The organism is Phyllobacterium lublinensis (assembly GCF_020164435.1).
Lineage (GTDB): Bacteria > Pseudomonadota > Alphaproteobacteria > Rhizobiales > Rhizobiaceae > Phyllobacterium > Phyllobacterium lublinensis.
Map to the genome: position 1 here is coordinate 1 of NZ_JAIUDQ010000005.1, position 17,998 is coordinate 17,998.

A 17,998-nucleotide genomic window follows, 5' to 3' on the forward strand; every position below is an offset into this window, starting at 1 on the left:
AGTTCCCACGGGAAGGACGGCAATGAGCATAAGCGAGGTTTCGGGGACGTGGATAAGTTTCACTGATTATTTTTGCGGCGGACAAGCACGGACACCTCACCCACCCCGGACCTTTGGTCCGACTTGCCGGGGCAAGCCACGGGTCTTGCCCGTCCTACGGACCCCCATCAAGGGGAGGGTGAAGCCGGCCTGGCATCACGACCTCCCCTTTGATGGGGGAGGTCGCAGCGAAGCTGCGGGTGGGGGTGAAATATTCCGTAAACCACGCAAGGTTCGGCTGCAGCAGGATGCCGATCATCTCTCGCCTTGCGGGAGAGGATGGATTTGCTAACGGGGCTAACTTAGAAAATCCAAGTGAGGGGATTACTGGCGGGTGCAGAACTTGTCCATCTCTTGTGATTTCTAGCACTTAGCTGTGCCAAGATGCCGAAATCACATTCTCCCCACATGGGGGAAAAGGGCGCCTAAATATCCAGTTCTTCTACAAACGCGGCGCGATCCTGGATAAACCGGAAGCGCGCGTCGGGACGGGTACCCATCAGATCATCGACGGCCAGTTTGGTCTCGTTAGCCCATTCCTCGTCGATCTGGACGCGCAACAAAGTCCGCTTCCTGCGGTCCATCGTCGTTTCCTTGAGCTGGTCGGCGCGCATTTCACCGAGACCCTTGAATCGGCCAATTTCGATCTTGCCCTTGCCACTGAACATCGTCTTGAGCAGTTCATCCTTGTGTGCGTCGTTGCGCGCATAGGCCACCTTGCCGCCCTGAGCGATACGGTAAAGCGGCGGCACACCCAGGAACAGGTGACCGTTGCGAATGAGCTCGGGCATTTCCTGGTAGAAAAACGTTATCAGGAGCGAGGCGATGTGGGCGCCATCGACATCCGCGTCCGTCATGATGATGACGCGGTCATAACGCAGATCCTCATCGCGATATTTCGCGCGGGTACCACAACCGAGCGCCTGGATGAGATCGCCGATCTGCTGGTTCGCCGTCATCTTCTCGCGACCGGCACTTACGACGTTCAAAATCTTGCCTCGCAACGGCAGGACCGCTTGTGTAGCGCGGTCACGCGCCTGCTTGGCGGAGCCACCAGCGCTGTCACCCTCGACGATAAACAATTCCGCTCCGAGTGCACCGGACTGACTGCAATCGGCAAGCTTGCCGGGCAGGCGGAGCTTCTTCACCGCCGATTTGCGGTTGACCTCCTTTTCCTGGCGGCGTTTGACCCGCTCCTCGGCGCGGTCAACGACCCAGTCGAGCAATTTCGACGCTTCCTGGGGGGAGGCGGCCAGCCAGTGATCAAAAGGATCGCGAATGGCATTTTCAACGATGCGCTGCGCTTCGACGGTTGCGAGCTTGTCCTTGGTCTGTCCGACAAATTCCGGCTCGCGAATGAAGACGGAGAGCATGGCCGCCGACGATATCATGACGTCGTCGGTGGTGATGATCGAGGCGCGCTTGTTGCCGGTCAGGTCGGCATGGGCCTTCAGACCCCGGGTAAGCGCTATGCGCAGACCAGCTTCATGGGTGCCGCCTTCTCCGGTCGGGATGGTATTGCAATAGGAATGGACAAAACCATCACCGCCGTGCCAGGCAACGGCCCATTCGAGCGCGCCATGGCCGCCGGTCTTGTCGGTCTTGCCGGCAAACATTTCGCGTGTGACCTGGAACTCCTTGCCCAAGGATGCGGCGAGATAGTCCTTGAGCCCACCGGGAAAATGAAACACTGCCTTGTCCGGCGTCGGGTCCTTCGGGTCGAGCAGCGACGGCGCACAATTCCAGCGAATTTCGACGCCGCCGAACAGATAGGCCTTCGAGCGCGCCATCCTGTAGAGGCGGGCCGGATCGAACCTGGCGGCATGGCCGAAGATCTCCGCATCGGGATGGAAGGTGACACGCGTGCCACGCCGGTTCTGCACCTCGCCGACCTCTTCGAGCGGGCCAAGAGCCTTGCCGCGCGAGAAGCGCTGGCGGTAGAGGCGCCGGTTACGCGCGACCTCTACCTCGACAAAGTCCGATAGAGCGTTGACGACCGAAACACCGACGCCATGCAGGCCGCCGGAAGTTTCATAGACCTTGGAGTCGAACTTGCCGCCGGCATGGAGCATCGTCATGATGACTTCGAGCGCAGACTTGTCCTTGAACTTCGGATGCGGATCGACAGGCATGCCGCGGCCATTGTCCGTGACCGACAGATAGCCGTTTTCATCGAGATCGATATCGATGAAATTGGCATGGCCGGCCACGGCCTCATCCATGGAGTTGTCGATGACTTCGGCAAAGAGGTGGTGCAGCGCGCGTTCATCGGTGCCGCCAATATACATGCCGGGGCGCCGCCGGACTGGCTCCAGCCCCTCCAGTACTTCGATATCGGCCGCGCTGTAGCTGCCTTCGGGCGCTGAACGCGGTGCTGGCCGAGCGGGTGGGACAATGGCGGGCGCAGGCTCTGCCCGCGGCTGCGGGGCCGCTGCCTGACGTTCGCGGGCAGTTTTCACTATCCTCGAAAAGAGGTCGTTATTATCATCCATGGTCGTATAGAGCCAATATTACATCAGATTCGAATCACTGACGATCTTTGCATGCTTCATTGTGAAACGCGATGGGAGTTCGCGGTCTGTTCACGGGTTTCACCACAGGACTATGCGATGAGCAAACAGGTTTCAAGCAGGTTCCATGCGCGCGACCAGACTTTCCAGATGCTGAATGCGCCGGCCCAGCATCTGTTGGTGCTCCTTGAGCGTCCGGATTTCGGCTGATAGGCCCGAAGCACTCTCGTCTGCGTTGTCCTCAACGGGCGATTGCCCGATGCCATGGATAAGCCAGGTGGGGGTTACGCCGAGGAACCCGGCCAGCATGACAAGCCGATTTGCGCGTGGTTCCGATCGATCCGATTCCCAGGCCATAACGGTTTGTGGCTTTACACCAATGCGTCCTGCCACCTCTCTGACACTCATGGACTTGGCATCGCGGGCGCGTGAGATGCGTCCACCAAGCGTATCCATGTCAGGGGTCTCGGTCATGATATTGGCGTGAGAAGCCATGCTTTTCTCCAGTTTATTGCTGTTTTTGGGGATCTAGCGAGGCCCTTTGCACCATCTGCGGGCCGAAAAGTCAAATTTTGCCAACAAATCCTGATGTTTTACATACAGCTCACGATTGCATTTTTCGACAGAGCCGATATGCCAGCAACTCTCCCCGCCGGTTCATCCAGAAAGGTCGTCGCCATGGAAAACACAACCTCACAACAGTTGAGGGGCGTTTCGACAATGGCAGCGGCCATGTTCTTTCTACCGATGATGGATGCCATCGCCAAATGGCTTTCTACAGTGGACAGCCTGCCGCCGGCGACGGTGACGCTTGCGCGTTTCGTGGTGCAAACCATACTGACGGTGCTGATCATTCTGGCATTGACGGGTGCCGCATCACTGAGGCCGGTCAAGCTGTGGGGCAACCTGTTCCGTGGTTTCCTGATGGGGATTGGCAGCCTGTGTTTCTTTGCGGCCGTCAAGTACATGCCACTTGCCGATGCGATGGCGGTGTTCTTCGTGGAGCCGCTGATGCTGACCCTGCTATCTGCCCTGATCCTCAAGGAGCAGGTTGGCTGGCGCAGGCGGATGGCTGTTGCGATCGGTTTCGTCGGCACGCTGATCGTCATCCAGCCCAGTTGGGAACTTTTCGGCTGGGTTTCGCTGTTGCCGCTCGGTACCGCAACGCTGTTCGCCTTCTACCTGATCCTGAACCGCCGCTATGGCGATGCCGACACGCCGCTTGTCATGCAGCTTTACGCTGGTGTGGGCGGCACAGTAACCGTGATTGTGGCCCTGTGGCTTGGGCAAATATTCAACGTAAGCGACATGACGCTCGGCGTGCCATCGGGCGGCCTGTCGTGGTTTCTGCTTTTCACCATCGGTGCGATTGCCACGGGCGGCCACCTTCTCGTCGTTCAGGCGTCGCGGCTGGCGCCGGCTTCGTTGCTGGCGCCTTTCCAGTATCTCGAGATCGTCATGGCAGTGATTATCGGGCTTGTGGTGTTTAATGAGTTTCCATCGGCATCGAAATGGTTCGGCATTGCGATCATCATCGGATCGGGCGCCTATGTTGTGTGGCGTGAGGGCAAGAATCGCCAGGAGCCGGAGCCTGCATACAACTGAGAAGAACAGTTGAGCAAAGGCGCGATTGGCAATAGAAACGAAGCCATGTCTGGGCGGGAGATCATCGAGTGTTCAAGAAGATACTGATTGCCAACCGTGGCGAGATCGCCTGCCGCGTCATCAAGTCTGCGCGCAAGATGGGTATCACCACGGTTGCTGTCTATTCGGATGCCGATCGCGATGCGGTCCACGTGGAAATGGCCGATGAAGCGATCAACATAGGTCCCGCTGCTGCCTCGGAAAGCTATCTCGTGGCCGAAAGGATCATTGCCGCCTGCAAGGAGACCGGCGCAGAAGCAGTTCATCCCGGCTATGGATTCCTGTCCGAGCGGGCTTCCTTTTGTGAGGCTCTGGAAAAGCAGGGCATCATCTTTATCGGCCCGAAGCCCAAGGCGATCATCGCCATGGGCGACAAGATCGAATCGAAAAAATTCGCCAATGAGGCGAGGGTCAATACCGTACCCGGTTTCCTCGACATCATCAGCGATGCTGCCCACGCGGAAAAGATTGCCGGCGAGATCGGCTATCCGGTGATGATCAAGGCGTCGGCCGGTGGCGGCGGCAAGGGAATGCGGATCGCATGGAACAAATCGGAGGTGCGCGACGGCTTCGAACGCGCAACGTCCGAGGCGCGTAATTCGTTCGGTGATGACCGCGTGTTCATCGAAAAGTTCGTCGTCGATCCGCGCCACATCGAAATCCAGGTGCTGGCGGACGCCTACGGCAATTGCATCTATCTGGGTGAGCGCGAATGTTCGGTGCAGCGCCGAAACCAGAAGGTCGTCGAGGAGGCACCGTCGCCATTCCTTGACGAAAAGACGCGTCAGGCGATGGGTGAACAGGCGGTCGCGCTGGCCAAGGCGGTTGACTATCAGAGCGCCGGAACGGTCGAATTCATCGTCGACAAGGACCGTAACTTCTATTTCCTCGAAATGAACACCCGCCTGCAGGTAGAGCATCCGGTCACCGAGTTGATTACCGGCATCGACCTGGTGGAACAGATGATTCGCATCGCGGCCGGCGAGAAGCTGGCGATAAGGCAGGCCGATGTCCGGCTTAATGGCTGGGCCGTCGAGAGCCGCCTCTACGCCGAGGATCCATACCGCAATTTCCTTCCGTCCATCGGGCGCCTGACCCGCTATCGCCCGCCGGCCGAGGGGCATGTCGGCAAGGCGATCATCCGCAATGATACGGGTGTCACGGAGGGTTCGGAGATATCGATGTATTACGACCCGATGGTGGCCAAGCTGTGTACCTGGGCGCCGACGCGTCTTGAGGCAGTCGACGCCATGGCCGATGCGCTGGATACGTTCGTCGTTGACGGGATCGAGCATAATATCCCCTTCCTCGCGGCGCTGATGCAGCATCCGCGTTGGCGCGAAGGCCGGTTGTCAACCGGCTTTATTGCCGAGGAGTTTCCCGACGGCTTCAAACCGATTTCTCCGACGCCGGACGATCTGGATATCCTCGCGGCAATTGCGCTTAGCGTGGAACTGGTGCGCAAGGAGCGGCTCGATCGTTTGCACGACCGGCTGCGTCCGCATACGGGCAAGATCAGAGCCGAGTGGGAAGTGCGGATCAATGACGACTATGTCCCGGTGACAATCCGCAAGAGCGCGGCAAAACCGCCGGTGAAGATCGAGCTTTCGTTGCACGGGGGCGAGGTCACTACGATCCGCAGCGACTGGCAGCCAGGCGATGCAGTTTGGGATGGCTATGTCAATGAGCGCGCGATCAAGGCGCAGTTGCGACCTGTCCTCAATGGTATGCGCATCGACTGGAAAGGCATGTCGATCATCGCTCACGCCATGCAGAAACATGTGGCCGCGCTTGAGAAGCTGATGCCTGTGAAACTCCCGCCGGACACATCGAAAATGCTGCTTTGCCCGATGCCCGGCCTTATCGTCTCGATCAACGTGACGGAAGGGCAGGAAGTGAAGGCTGGCGAAACCCTGGCGATCGTGGAGGCGATGAAGATGGAGAACGTGCTGCGCGCCGACCGGGATCTGACGGTTTCGACGATCAACGCCAAGCAGGGCGATAGTCTGGCTGTCGATGCAGTGATCATGGAATTTGATTAAGGGATAGCACCATCGTTTATGCGTGGTTCGACGGGGCTCGCTGCAATCGGCTTACCTCCCTCATGGTGAGCCCCGTCGAACCACGTATTAGCGATAGTGCAAACTTATACGGGCACTAACGCTCCACTGCCCCGAATACATCCTTGAACGCATCGCACAATGCCCGGTCGAGATCGTGCATCTCCACCGGCAGGCCGAGATCAACGAGGCTGGTGACACCATGGCCGCGTACGCCGCACGGCACTATGCCGTCAAAATGTGTGAGATCCGGTTCCACGTTGATCGAGATGCCGTGGAAACTTACCCACTTACGCAGGCGAATGCCGATGGCGGCGATCTTGTCTTCCGCCGGTGAGCCATCTGCCAGGGCAGGGCGTTCCGGCCGCCTCACCCAGACGCCGACCCTGTCCTCACGCCGCTCGCCCTTGATATTGAACGAAGCAAGTGTCGAAATGATCCACTGCTCCAACGCTGTGACAAAAGCGCGGATATCTTCGCGCCGCCGCTTCAGATCGAGCATCACATAGGCAACGCGCTGCCCCGGACCATGGTAGGTGTATTCGCCGCCCCGGCCCGTTGCATATACGGGGAAGCGGTCGGTTACGAGGAGATCATCTGCCTTGGCGCTGGTACCCGCCGTATAGAGCGGGGGATGCTCGACGAGCCAGACAAGCTCGCGTGCCGTACCCTCGCGAATCGCGGCGACACGCTGCTCCATGAAGGCGAGCGCCGCGTCATAGTCCGTGAGACCGCCGGCAATCAGCCATTCGACCGGTTGTGATTCGTCTTGAGGCAAAAATGCAGCGACGAGATCGTCGCGGTTGGTTTTCATGATGCAGTTTCAGATCCGGTTGTCCTTGCCTGTCCGGACCCGAGGCAATCGGTGATTGCGCCGATTCATCAGGCCCGGATGGGTGCGCCGGATATGGACCTTTTCAAGTGAAATTTCCAGTCCGCTATCGCAGGGCAACGTTTCTGACAGCTTTGTGAAAAACAATGACGATAGGGCTTGTTTAGCTGAAACCTATTTGCTACATGCCGCGAGCCGACACGTTCGGCTTCTACCACAGAGTGCGGTCGTGGCGGAATTGGTAGACGCGCAGCGTTGAGGTCGCTGTGTCGCAAGACGTGGAAGTTCGAGTCTTCTCGACCGCACCATTTTCTTTCTAACCATTTGATTTTATCGCGGAGTTGGGCGCTTGCCCCTCCGGAGACCGCATTGCCCTTCATCATCCTACGATCTTGCCGGGATTCATGATGCCTTTGGGATCGAACGTCCTCTTGATCGACTGCATGAGCGCAAGCTTGACGGGATCGATGAGCGCCATGAGTTCGGGCTTCTTCTCCAGGCCGATGCCATGTTCGGCGGAAAAGGATCCGCCCATTTCCTTGAGGTTGGCGTAGATCATGGCCCTGACCTTGTCCTTCGGCGGGTTGGTGCTTTCACCCGCCACACCGACATGCAGGTTGCCATCACCGAGATGGCCGAATGCAAAGCCCCTGATATCCGGCCCCAAATCGGCAATGCCCTGATCGAACTGTCTCAGCCATGTGTCCAGTTCCTGCAGGGGAACGGAAATGTCGAACCAGTAGCCATGCGGATAGGCTCGCGTGATCACATTGCTGTCTTCGCGGATGTTCCAGATTTCACTGCGATCTTTCTCGCTTTGTGCGAGGATTGCGTCGGCAACCAGACCTTCTTCGATCGAATCGGCCAATGCCTGCTCCAGCGCGGACAATGCCTGCCGCTGATTGGCTGCATCAGTTTCAAGGATAAGGTAGGCTGGCGCTTCAGTGAAAGCAGCAAGGGTAGCAGGGCCGAGTAAGCTTGAGGCCAGCGCGAAATAGTTTCGCGCCATGAATTCAGCACGGAGCAGATGGATGCCGCGGTTGTGCTGCAGTTTCTGGAACAGAGCTACGGCGTTCGCTGCCGATGGGCAGGCAACAAGTGCTGTTGCAGTGAACGCATCTCCAGGAGCCAGCCTGATGACAGCGCGGGTAACGATGCCGAGTGTGCCCTCCGCGCCAATGAACAACTGCTTGAGATCATAACCCTCATTTGACTTGGCCACCTGCACCATGTCTCTCATGATCGAACCATCGGGCAGAACTACTTCGAGACCAAGCACCCGGTGTCGCATCACGCCAAGTCGAAAGGCTTCCATGCCGCCTGCATTTGTCGAGATCATGCCGCCGATCGTGGCGCTGCCTCGCGAAGCGATGTCGATGCCGACGGAGAGATTGGCCGATGCAGCCGCCTCTTGCAAAGTCTGCAGAGTGACACCGCCTTCGACAATCGCGATACCTGCTGGGGCGGAGAGGGATTCGATGCGGGTCATCGCCGCCAGTGACAGGATGATCTCGCCGGGGCTGGACACCGCACCTCCGGCAAGGCCGGTGCGGCCGCCATGCGGGACGACTGCAATACGGTGCATGTTGCAGAGGCTGAGAATGGCCGCGACCTGGTCTGTGTTGCGCGGCACGACCATCACGCCCGCATCAAGATTGTGCGGATCGGCGCCGGGATGAATGAGGCTCAGCGTATCGGCCGTCTTCAGGCCGCTTGCGCCGACAATCAAGCGAAGCGCAGCAAGGATGTCTTCCGTTATCATTGGGATTTCGCCGCGGCGCGCCTTTCAAAGAAAATCCGGATGCCGAGAATGATGGCGGTGACAAGGATCAACAGAACCGAGATTGCCGCAATGGCAGGGTCGATGTTGTCCCGCAGGCCCATCCACATCAGGCGCGGCAAGGTGATCGCATTGACGCTGGTAATGAACAGCGTCACCCCGATCTCTTCCCATGAAAGCACGAAGGAGAGCAGCGCCGCTGTCGCAATGCCGAACTTGATATTGGGGATGATGACCTTGAAGGCCCGTGTCGCGAGGCTTGCACCGAGGCCGCGTGCAGCCAGATCTATCCTTCTGTCCACCTGATAGAGCGCAACGAGTATCAGCACGACGGCAAAGGGCGTGATCATGACGGCATGCGCAAGCGCGACTCCTAGCCAGGTGTCATAGCCGATCCAGTTGTTGAATGCCGAGAGCGTGGTCATCAGGAAGTATAGCGTCATGGCCGATACGACGGGCGGTACGACGAGCGGCAGGAGCACGAAGCCGATGAGCAGTGCCGAAAAGCGCGGCTGGAACATCCAGATACCTAGCCCGAACAGTGTAGCGAGCGCGGTGGCGGTTGCGCTTGAGAGGATGCCGATGCGCAGGCTGAGCAGGATGCTCTGGGCCCAGGCAGGATTATCGATCAGTGCCTGGTAGTGGCGCAGGGAGAGGTTGCCGGAAGGCATGGAGAGAAAGCGTGCCGGGGTGAATGACACGGGAACGACGGCGATCAAGGGCATCAGCAGGAACAATGCCACTGCCGTGGCGACGATCAGAATAACGGGGCCGGGACGCGATGACTGCATGTTCGTTTCCTAGCCTACCAGATGCGCTGGCTTGATGAAGCGTCGCATCAGCGCAAGAAGAATGCCGATGAACAGCACGAGCACGACGCTGATCGCGGCACCGAGGCCCCAATCCGGGCTCTGGAAAATGCGAAGATAGACGAGTTCCGCCACCATGACGCTGCGTCCGCCGCCAAGAATGGCTGGCGTGACAAAGAAGCCGAGTGCGAAGACGAACACGATAAGCGCGGCGCCGATGAGACCGCCATAGGTCAGCGGTACGAAAATCGTCCAGAAGATGCGGGTTCTTGAGGCGCCCATACCGCGGGCAGCAAGCAGGACGCGTTCGTCGATACTGCGCATGGCCGAGGCGATTGGAAAGACGGCGAAGGGGATGAGGAAATGCGTCATGCCGATGATGACGCCAAACTCATTGCGGGCGAGGGCCAATGGTTCGGCGATGATGCCTGCCGATTGCAGCCATGTATTGATCAGCCCGCGGTTTGACAGCATCGCCAGCCAGCCGAAGGCACGTGTAAGCACCGAAATCCAGAAGGGGACGAGAATGCAGAATTCGGCCAGTGTGCGCTGGAGCGAACTTCCACGTACCCAGACATAGGCAATCGCATAGGCCATGGTGAGCGACGCGGCGGTCACGATGAGACAAATGCGCAGGGTGCGGAAAAAGACCGACTGAACGAGTGGATCGGTGAAAAGCGCGCGATATTGACCCAAACCCGGCTCGGGAAGCGTGAAACTCCAGCGCACGACGCCAAGGAAGGGAACGACATAGGCGAGCCCCAGAAACAGCAGAAGCGGTGCCAGCAGCATAATCTTTCTGGAGGTGGCCGACTTTGCGGGCATTCAGCGTCCCATGCCTTTGAGGGGGAGGGGCGGCGCGAGAGCCCTATGCCTCGCGCCAGACCAGCTTAGGCCGAGATGACCTTGGTATATTCGTCGAATGCCTTGCCGTAGTTCTCGGCATACCATTCCATATTGAGCGGAATCTGCTTGGCCATGTTTGCCGGATCGACACAATTCACCCGTTTCTTGTCCGCCGGGATTAGCGCATCAGTGGCAGGATTGGCCGGACCCTGTCCAAGCATATTGAACATTTCGAGCTGCCGTTCAGGCGTTTGGGCGCTGGCGATGAATTTCATCGCATTGTCCTTGCCACCAGGATTGCCTTTCATGACGCCGAGCGCTCCGGGAGAAATCAGGCCTTGATCCCAGATGAACTTGATGTTGCCGCCTGAATCCTGCTCGAGGAGCTGCGCGCGCGTGGACCAGATCAGTGCCATGGAGGCTTCGCCATCCATCAGGACCGACTGGCTCTCGGCACCGCCGCCCCAGTAAGCGACCACGTTCTCCTTGAACGCCGCAATCTTGTCGTGCGCACGCTTGAGGTCGAGCGGGTAGAGCTTTTCCGGTGCAACGCCGTCGGCGAGCAGCGCTGCCTCCCACATCGCCGAACCCCATTTGTAGAGCGATCGTTTGCCGGGAAACTTCTTCACGTCGAAGAAGTCGGCCATGCCAGTCGGTGCCTGATCGCCGAACTTGGACGCGTCGTAAGCAATGATGTAGGAGAAGAAATAGGTCGAGGCGGCGTGATCCCAGCCAAAACCCGGCCGCATCTTGTTTTTATCAACGATCGTATAATCGATCTCCTCAAGCATGCCCTGCTTGCCCAGCGAAATTCCGGAGAAGGGGTCAATATCCAGGAGATCCCAGCTCGGCTTGCCGCTCTTGAACTGCGCCGTGATGGCGCCTTCAGTCGGGCCGGAGCCATCCATCTTGACCGTCACGCCAGTGTCCTTGGTGAAGGGCTGGCCATACGCCTTGTCATAGGCTGTCATGGCGTCGCCGCCCCAATTGACCAGTACGAGTTCCTTGGCCTGCGCGTAAGATCCGGTTGCGCGCAAGAGCGCAGGGGTTCCAGCAATCAGCATCGCCGCCATTTGTGTAAATCGCCGGCGGCTGATCTCGCCCTTCTCGACCTTGCCGGCGAGGATTTCGAGGCAGTCTTTTTGAAATGCGTTATCCATTTTGTTGTTTCCCTCTGGATTGTTATGTCTCACATTCCTGATCTGCCGCCTAACTACCGGCAGGAAGCAGAAAGCCTTGATGCATGGGCCAGGACACCCAAACATCGGTTTGAGGTGCGATAGGCGATGTCGCGGCGGTCGGCATCGAAACCGCCAGACTTGTGCCGCTGCGTGTTGTCAGATGATATTTTGTCGAAGCGCCGAAATAGGTTGCGCCTTCCACCCGGCAGGTGATGGCATTGCGATCAGCGGCTTGTGGTTCGGTGCAGATCACCATGTGTTCGGGGCGGATCGCCGCAACCGCATTCGGACCGGTCATCGGCATTGTCCGATTGAGAACGATCGTGCGTTCCTCGAACTTACCGGCGGCGCGGTCGCCTTCAAGACTGACGGTATCAAGCGGCAAGAGATTGATCTCGCCCAGGAATTCGGCAACGAAGCGATTGGCAGGCCGCTCGTAGACGTCCTGTGGCCTGCCCACCTGCAGCAACTCGCCATGATTAAAAATTGCAACCCGCGAGGAAAGCGCGAGTGCTTCGGACTGGTCGTGGGTGACAAAGACAAAAGTCGTACCAGTTTCCTGGTGCAAGCGCTTCACTTCCTGCTGCATCATTTCACGCAGGTTCTTGTCGAGTGCGGAAAAAGGTTCGTCGAGCAGGAGCACCGCGGGTTCGAATACCAGGGCACGCGCCAGGGCAACACGCTGCTGCTGGCCGCCGGAAAGCTTTGCCGGAAGCTTCTTTTCATGGCCGCCAAGACCGACGCGCGCAACCATCTCGCCGACCTTGCGCTTGATGTCGGCCGCAGAGCGTCCGCGAACCTTCAGCGGAAACGCGATGTTCTGTTCAACTGTCAGATGCGGAAAGAGCGCGTAGCCTTGAAACACCATGCCGTATGAACGGTCTTCCGCTGGTATGTTCGTGATGTCCTGGCCGTCCATGACCAGGCGTCCGGTCGTCGGTGCAGTAAAGCCTGCCAGAATCATCAGAAAGGTCGTCTTGCCGGACCCCGATGGTCCGAGTAGAGTCAGGAACTCACCACGCCCAATGTCGAGCGAGAGATTTTTCAGTGCGTGGAACGCACCAAACGTCTTGCCAATGGAAACAGCGTTTATCTCGGCGGCCTTGCTGTCGCCCAGGTGCATGCTTTGAGGCATCGATCGACCTCTTCCCCTTGTTTTGACAGGAAGCCTAGGCACAATCCGCCGTCACGACAATTGAATTATATTGCCGCGACCCGTGAATGAAATTCACGCCAGCAATAAGGTCCATTCATGGCGGACTTTCAGGCGCTGCGCGTTTGAGAGAGGCGAGATTTCAACCACTCCGTGAATGCAACTTGCGGCGGGTGCTCGATGCGGGCGTAGTCCGTGACCAGAAAATACGACTTGGGCGACTTGATGCTGAGGTCGAACGGTCTGATCAGTTGGCCTGCCTTCATTGCCTTGCGGCAGGTAAGCTCGTCGCCCATGGCGATGCCCTGCGCCGTGATGGCCGCCGAATAGACGAGGTTCATATCGGAAAAAACGATGCCACGTTCTGAATCGGGATTGTCGACATTGGCGAGGGCGAGCCAGCGCGTCCAGTCGTCAAAGTCTCCGAGATGAAGCAGCGGCGCCCGCAAGATGTCCTTGGGCTCCGCGATTCCTCCGAGATTGTTAAGGAGAACTGGGCTGCATAACGGCGTGAACTCCACCTCGCACAACAGTTCGACCGAACGGCTCGGCCAATTGCCATCGCCAAATGCGATGAAGATATCCACACTCGCATCGGTTACGTCGTCAAGTTTGCGCGGCGTGATGATGCGTAGAGTCACATCCGGGTATTTCTCCTGAAACTCGGCAATGTGCGTGCACAGCCAGAGGGATGCAAAGCCGGCCGTGCAGCTGACGCACAGTGACCCGCCGGTGCCCACAGGGCTCTGTCGTCCGCCGGCGTCGTCGATGACAATCAGGGCCTTGCGCACGTCGTTGGCATACTTGCGCCCGCGCGGCGTTAACGCGACACCCTTGCCGTCCCTCTGGAGGAGTTCGAAGCCGAGGTCGCGTTCCAACAAACGCAATTGGTGACTGACCGCACTGCGGGTCAGATGCAGTTCCTCGGCCGCACGCCAAACGCTGCCATGGCGGGCAAAGCTTTCAAGCGAACGCAAAGCCTGGGTTGACGGTATGCGCATCAGCTGATCCTTGCCGGCGAACAGGTGAATGGAATTTGCACGTTTTGAAAAAACATATCACTTTTTGTCTCGGCTTCCAGATGGTTATCTCCTGACAGCGGGAGACGAACCATGGTGACGGCGGCAGCGACATCGGCAATGGGTTTTGTTGACGATCACAAGCACGATCTGTCCGCGTGGACTCGCACAATTTTCGATTACGGCGAAACCGCCTGGCGCGAATATCGGTCGGCCGACTGGTATGTACAGCTGCTACGCAAGCAGGGCTTTGATGTCGAAACCGGATCGGGCGGCATGCCAACGGCATTCTGTGCGCACTGGACCAACAGGGCCGGCTCCAACGGCCATGCGCCGACGGTCGGCATGTATGCCGAATATGATGCTGTCCCGGGCAACTGCCAGGACGCAGCGACAGTCAAACGCCCAAGGTCAGGGCTCAGCGAGCATGCGGGCGGCCATACGGACCCACATTCCGGTCTCGGCATTTCAAGTCTCGGCGGTCTCCTTGCTACCAAGGCCGCCATGGAAAAACAAGGTATAGCCGGAACCTTGAGGTTTACCGGGGAACCGGCCGAGAAAGTACGCGGGTCAAAGCCGATCCATGCAGCCAGGGGCTATTACGACGGGCTGGATGGCATGATCTCGTTCCACCCGTTCTACATGCTGCCGCTCTGCAACACCGTGCGTTGGGACACGCATTGCGGGGCCGCCTATTCGATGATTTACCGCTTTGTCTGCGATCAACCCGAGCGCTGGGGACTGAGTGACGGCGCGCCAATCCCTCAATCCCATTCGGCGGTTCGTGCGCCTGGCGCCAATGATGCGCTGATGATGATGTACATGGCATCGAAGGCACTGCGTGATTCCATGCTGCCGCATCAGGGAGGCTGGTCAATCAGCGAGGCTATCCTGACCGCTGGACAGGCGACTGCGGACAACCTTCCGGCCGGGCTGGCCGAAATCCAGTACATGATGCGTGTTCCGACGATTTCCATGGCGGAGCAGATTACCGCCTGCCTTGATCGCAACGCGGAACATGCCGCCGCCATGACCGGGTGCCGTTTTGAACGGCACTGGGTTTGCAAGTCGCGTCCCGGCCTCGCTAACCACACCATGGCCGATATCACCTGGGAATCACTGAATACGGTCGGTGCGCCGCGCTGGAATGAAGCCGCGAAGTCGATAGCCCGCGAGATGCAGATGAATGTCGGCATCGAAGCCATGAGCGAACCGTTCATGGGCGAGTGCGAGAAATTGATCTCGCCCCAGGAGGCAGAGGCGATCCTTCGTCGTGACTTGCCGCCATCACAGATCAACTCCACGTCCGATGACTATACGGACATGACCTGGCATGCGCCTACGGTCCGCTTCTATGTGGCGCGCCCGGCGCTGCGGGCCCCGCGCGGCTTCGCCTATCCGGGCTGGGTGATGAATGCGCTTGGTGGCATCCCGGAGACCATCGATCCGATGGTCAACTGCGCAGCAAAAACGGTGGCTCTTACGGCGCTGCGCCTGCTTGAGGATGATGCCGCGCGCAAGCGCGCATGGGATGAATTCAGTGAAAGGACAGGTGGCGGCATCGGAGGCTCCAAATGGATGCCGCCACTTTGCGACTATGAACCGCCCATCCATTTCCGCTGGCCGGAATATGTCACGACCGCACGCGGACGCGAGTGGTGGATACCTACGGGCGCCTAACAGGAGATCGTTCCAATGACACGTCACGAACAGGACTTTGCAGCCGATACATTCACTTTGAAGCGGCGCAGCAGCAATGGCGGCACCAAGCCGCTCAAGGGCTGGGGCTTTCGCAATGAAACCGATCCCCTGACCGATGTCCTTCTGGGGTCTCCGGCCTTCCTGCGCCACATGGCCACGAGTTCCCTGTCGCGCAAGCATTTGCGTGAGGCGCCATGCAACATTCAGGCCGCGCAGGCGCAACACAAGGAACTTGTCGCAGCGTACGAGCATTTCGGCGTCAAGATCCATTGGCATGAACCCGAACCGGAATTGCCGATGCAGGTTTACTCACGCGATTCCAGTGTCATGACGCCCTACGGTGCGATCATCACTGCCATGGCCAACTGGTGGCGCCGCGGTGAAAACTATGCAGCCATCCGCACCTATGAGAGGTTGGGCATACCGATCTATGACATGGTTACGGCCGGTACGTTCGAGGGCGGTGATTTCAACGTCATCGAAGAAGGATGCGTGCTGATCGGCTGCGGCGGCGCCCGCACGCAGGAGGAGGGCGCCCGCCAGGTGGAGGACTGGTTCCGCAAGGAGGGGTGGGAAACCCGCCTTGCGTTCATCGATGAATATTACGTCCATATCGACCTGATGGTCGTGCCGATCGCGCCGAAGCTTACCGCAGTATGCCTTGCCTGTACCGAACCCGGCATCGTCGACTGGCTGAAGGCCAAGGGCCATGAAATCATCGACGTACCTTTCCAGGATACGATGAATCTTGGTTGCAACTTCATGTCCCTCGGCAAGGACCGCATTATCGCGCCGGCATCCAGCAAGACCCTGATCGACAAGCTGAGGGCAACCGGTTTTGAAGTTGCTGCTGTCGACATGAGCGAGATTTCCAAAACCGGCGGCGGCATCCATTGCATGGCGCAGGCACTCTTGCGTTCAACTGATTGATCGTCAGAATGGCCGGCTAATCAAGATTCTGGAGGAGAACTTCATGCTCGACAAACGCAAATTCTATATCAATGGCGAGTGGGTGCCTCCTCTTCAAGCCGACGATCTGCAAGTGATCAATCCGGCCACGGAGCAGCCGATTGCGGTCATTTCAATGGGAACACCGGCGGATATTGACCGTGCGGTCGCCGCAGCCAAGAAGGCATACCAGACCTATAGCCAGACCTCTGTCGAGGAGCGGCTGGGACTTCTCGAAAAGCTGCTGGCAATCTACAAGCGCCGCTACGACGAGGTAGCACGGACCATCACGCTCGAACTCGGCGCCCCGATCACAATGAGTACGCAGCAGCAGGCAGATGTCGGTGTGGGGCATCTGCAGGGCTTCATCGATGCGTTGAAGACTCTGCACATGCGCGAAGAATTGCCGAATGGTGACGTGCTAGTCCGCGAGCCGATCGGCGTGTGCGGCCTGATTACCCCTTGGAACTGGCCAATCAACCAGATTGCTCTGAAAGTCATTCCGGCGCTGGCAACCGGCAGCACCTGTGTCCTGAAGCCAAGCGAGTTTACGCCGCTCAACGCCATGCTCTATGCCGAGATGATCGATGAAGCGGGTTTCCCGGCCGGGACGTTCAATCTTGTCAACGGCGATGGCGCAACGGTCGGCGCGGCGCTCTCCAGGCACCGGGACGTCGACATGATGTCATTTACCGGCTCGACGCGGGCAGGGATCGCCGTCAGCAAGGATGCCGCCGATACGGTAAAACGGGTTACGCTTGAGCTTGGTGGCAAATCGCCCAACATTGTGTTCGATGATGCCGATCTCGAAGATCGCGTCGCGGGCAGCGTGATCGAATGCTTCAACAACAGCGGCCAATCCTGCGATGCGCCAACAAGGATGCTGGTGCAGCGATCCGTCTATGACAAGGCGGTCAGGATTGCACAGGCGGCCGGGCGCGAGGCCAGAGTGGGCGATCCGCTTGAGGAGGGCGATCACATTGGGCCGCTGGTCAGCCATGTTCAGTATGGCAGGGTCCAGAACTTGATCGAGGCCGGGATTGCAGAGGGTGCGCGTGTCCTGGTGGGTGGCGCCGGCAAGCCCGAAGGCTACGAGACCGGTTACTTTGTGCAGCCAACCATCTTTGCCGATGTGACCAACACCATGCGCATCGCCAAGGAAGAAGTGTTCGGACCCGTATTGGCGCTCATTCCTTTCGACACGGAAGAAGAAGCCATCGCCATTGCCAATGATACACCCTATGGTCTGGCCGCCTATGTCCAGACGGGAGACGCCAAGCGAGCAGAGCGTGTGGCATCAAAGCTGAAGGCGGGGATGGTCCACATCAATGGTGGACCACATCGGTATGGCAGTCCGTTCGGGGGCTACAAGCAGTCCGGCAATGGACGCGAGGGTGGAAGGTTCGGCCTCGAGGATTTCCTCGAGATCAAGACCATCCATCGTCCCTAGCGCTTTGGAGTTGGTTGATGGTGTCA

The 17,998-nt window shown here is 58.6% G+C and carries 14 protein-coding genes and 1 tRNA gene; 6 read left to right on the forward strand and 9 right to left on the reverse strand.

Annotation, left to right across the window (positions count from 1 at the left end):
- Positions 1-464: 464 nt before the first annotated feature.
- Positions 465-2,531: a DNA topoisomerase IV subunit B gene (gene parE / locus K9U38_RS08030; protein WP_224493832.1), complete on the reverse strand. Its 2,067-nt coding sequence runs from the start codon at positions 2,529-2,531 to the stop codon at positions 465-467.
- 132 nt (positions 2,532-2,663) lie between these two features.
- Complete coding sequence (locus K9U38_RS08035) at positions 2,664-3,044, reverse strand: helix-turn-helix domain-containing protein (protein WP_224493833.1); 381 nt, start codon at positions 3,042-3,044, stop codon at positions 2,664-2,666.
- Between the two features lie 183 nt (positions 3,045-3,227).
- Between K9U38_RS08035 and K9U38_RS08040 the strand changes: the two genes are divergently transcribed.
- Positions 3,228-4,154, forward strand: coding sequence for a DMT family transporter (locus K9U38_RS08040; RefSeq protein WP_224493834.1), 927 nt, complete (start codon positions 3,228-3,230; stop codon positions 4,152-4,154).
- A gap of 68 nt (positions 4,155-4,222) precedes the next feature.
- Complete coding sequence (locus K9U38_RS08045) at positions 4,223-6,235, forward strand: acetyl-CoA carboxylase biotin carboxylase subunit (protein ID WP_224493835.1); 2,013 nt, start codon at positions 4,223-4,225, stop codon at positions 6,233-6,235.
- Between the two features lie 115 nt (positions 6,236-6,350).
- Here the strand turns inward: K9U38_RS08045 and lipB are convergent, their stop codons facing one another.
- Entirely contained in the window at positions 6,351-7,067 is a 717-nt protein-coding gene (gene lipB / locus K9U38_RS08050) for a lipoyl(octanoyl) transferase LipB (RefSeq protein WP_224493836.1), read from the reverse strand.
- Between the two features lie 241 nt (positions 7,068-7,308).
- On the opposite strand from lipB, the gene K9U38_RS08055 reads away from it, so the two are divergent.
- A tRNA-Leu gene (locus tag K9U38_RS08055) sits at positions 7,309-7,393 on the forward strand.
- A 71-nt stretch (positions 7,394-7,464) separates the two neighbouring features.
- On the opposite strand, the gene K9U38_RS08060 is transcribed toward K9U38_RS08055, so the two are convergent.
- The 6 genes from K9U38_RS08060 to K9U38_RS08085 all read right to left on the reverse strand — a co-directional run bounded on the left by K9U38_RS08060 (position 7,465) and on the right by K9U38_RS08085 (position 13,855).
- A complete protein-coding gene (locus tag K9U38_RS08060) occupies positions 7,465-8,847 on the reverse strand; it encodes an FAD-binding oxidoreductase (RefSeq protein WP_224493837.1) in 1,383 nt (460 codons plus the stop codon).
- On the reverse strand, positions 8,844-9,656 hold the full coding sequence (locus K9U38_RS08065) for an ABC transporter permease (RefSeq protein ID WP_224493838.1): 813 nt from the start codon (positions 9,654-9,656) through the stop codon (positions 8,844-8,846). The genes K9U38_RS08060 and K9U38_RS08065 overlap by 4 nt, the downstream gene beginning before the upstream one ends.
- A 9-nt stretch (positions 9,657-9,665) precedes the next feature.
- On the reverse strand, positions 9,666-10,499 hold the full coding sequence (locus tag K9U38_RS08070) for an ABC transporter permease (RefSeq protein ID WP_224493839.1): 834 nt from the start codon (positions 10,497-10,499) through the stop codon (positions 9,666-9,668).
- 65 nt (positions 10,500-10,564) lie between these two features.
- Positions 10,565-11,680, reverse strand: coding sequence for an ABC transporter substrate-binding protein (locus tag K9U38_RS08075; protein ID WP_224493840.1), 1,116 nt, complete (start codon positions 11,678-11,680; stop codon positions 10,565-10,567).
- A 49-nt stretch (positions 11,681-11,729) separates the two neighbouring features.
- Positions 11,730-12,836 (reverse strand): ABC transporter ATP-binding protein, encoded by a 1,107-nt coding sequence (locus tag K9U38_RS08080; protein WP_224493841.1) that lies wholly within the window; start codon positions 12,834-12,836, stop codon positions 11,730-11,732.
- A gap of 128 nt (positions 12,837-12,964) precedes the next feature.
- Positions 12,965-13,855, reverse strand: a complete 891-nt coding sequence (locus tag K9U38_RS08085; protein WP_224493842.1) for a LysR substrate-binding domain-containing protein — start codon at positions 13,853-13,855, stop codon at positions 12,965-12,967.
- Between the two features lie 111 nt (positions 13,856-13,966).
- On the opposite strand from K9U38_RS08085, the gene K9U38_RS08090 reads away from it, so the two are divergent.
- The 3 genes from K9U38_RS08090 to K9U38_RS08100 are packed head-to-tail and all read left to right on the forward strand — an operon-like array spanning position 13,967 to position 17,972.
- On the forward strand, positions 13,967-15,553 hold the full coding sequence (locus K9U38_RS08090; protein ID WP_224493843.1) for a zinc-binding metallopeptidase family protein: 1,587 nt from the start codon (positions 13,967-13,969) through the stop codon (positions 15,551-15,553).
- A 15-nt stretch (positions 15,554-15,568) separates the two neighbouring features.
- Positions 15,569-16,504, forward strand: a complete 936-nt coding sequence (locus K9U38_RS08095; RefSeq protein WP_224493844.1) for a dimethylarginine dimethylaminohydrolase family protein — start codon at positions 15,569-15,571, stop codon at positions 16,502-16,504.
- A 43-nt stretch (positions 16,505-16,547) separates the two neighbouring features.
- Positions 16,548-17,972, forward strand: coding sequence for an aldehyde dehydrogenase family protein (locus K9U38_RS08100; protein WP_224493845.1), 1,425 nt, complete (start codon positions 16,548-16,550; stop codon positions 17,970-17,972).
- The last annotated feature ends 26 nt before the right edge of the window (positions 17,973-17,998 follow it).